Here is a 625-nt window from a genome sequence, read left to right as displayed (position 1 = left end):
GCATCAAGCCATAGCTTCGGTGGTGTGTTTAGCCCCGTTACATTTTCGGCGCAGAGTCACTCGACCAGTGAGCTATTACGCACTCTTTCAATGGTGGCTGCTTCTAAGCCAACATCCTGGTTGTCTGTGCAACTCCACATCCTTTCCCACTTAACACACACTTGGGGACCTTAGCTGATGGTCTGGGCTGTTTCCCTTTCGACAATGGATCTTAGCACTCACTGTCTGACTCCCGGAACTAAATCTATGGCATTCGGAGTTTGACTGAGCTTGGTAACCCTTGCGGGCCCCGCACCCAATCAGTGCTCTACCTCCACGATTCTTCTTTCCGAGGCTAGCCCTAAAGCTATTTCGGGGAGAACCAGCTATCTCCGGGTTCGATTGGAATTTCTCCGCTACCCCCACCTCATCCCCGCATTTTTCAACATGCGTGGGTTCGGGCCTCCAGTGCGTGTTACCGCACCTTCACCCTGGACAGGGGTAGATCACCCGGTTTCGGGTCTACGTCCACGTACTCATTCGCCCTATTCAGACTCGCTTTCGCTGCGGCTTCAGCTCTTCACCTTAACCTTGCACGGGAACGTAACTCGCCGGTTCATTCTACAAAAGGCACGCCATCACCCAT

The 625-nt window shown here is 53.3% G+C and carries 1 rRNA gene; it reads right to left on the bottom strand.

The window, feature by feature from the left end:
* Positions 1–625 (bottom strand): 23S ribosomal RNA (locus ACUYLD_RS25425); the annotation flags it as partial.

This window comes from Paenibacillus sp. SER-28, assembly GCF_052906305.1.
Note: the sequence above shows the minus strand (reverse complement) of the source record. Positions and strands in the feature narration are given on the sequence as shown.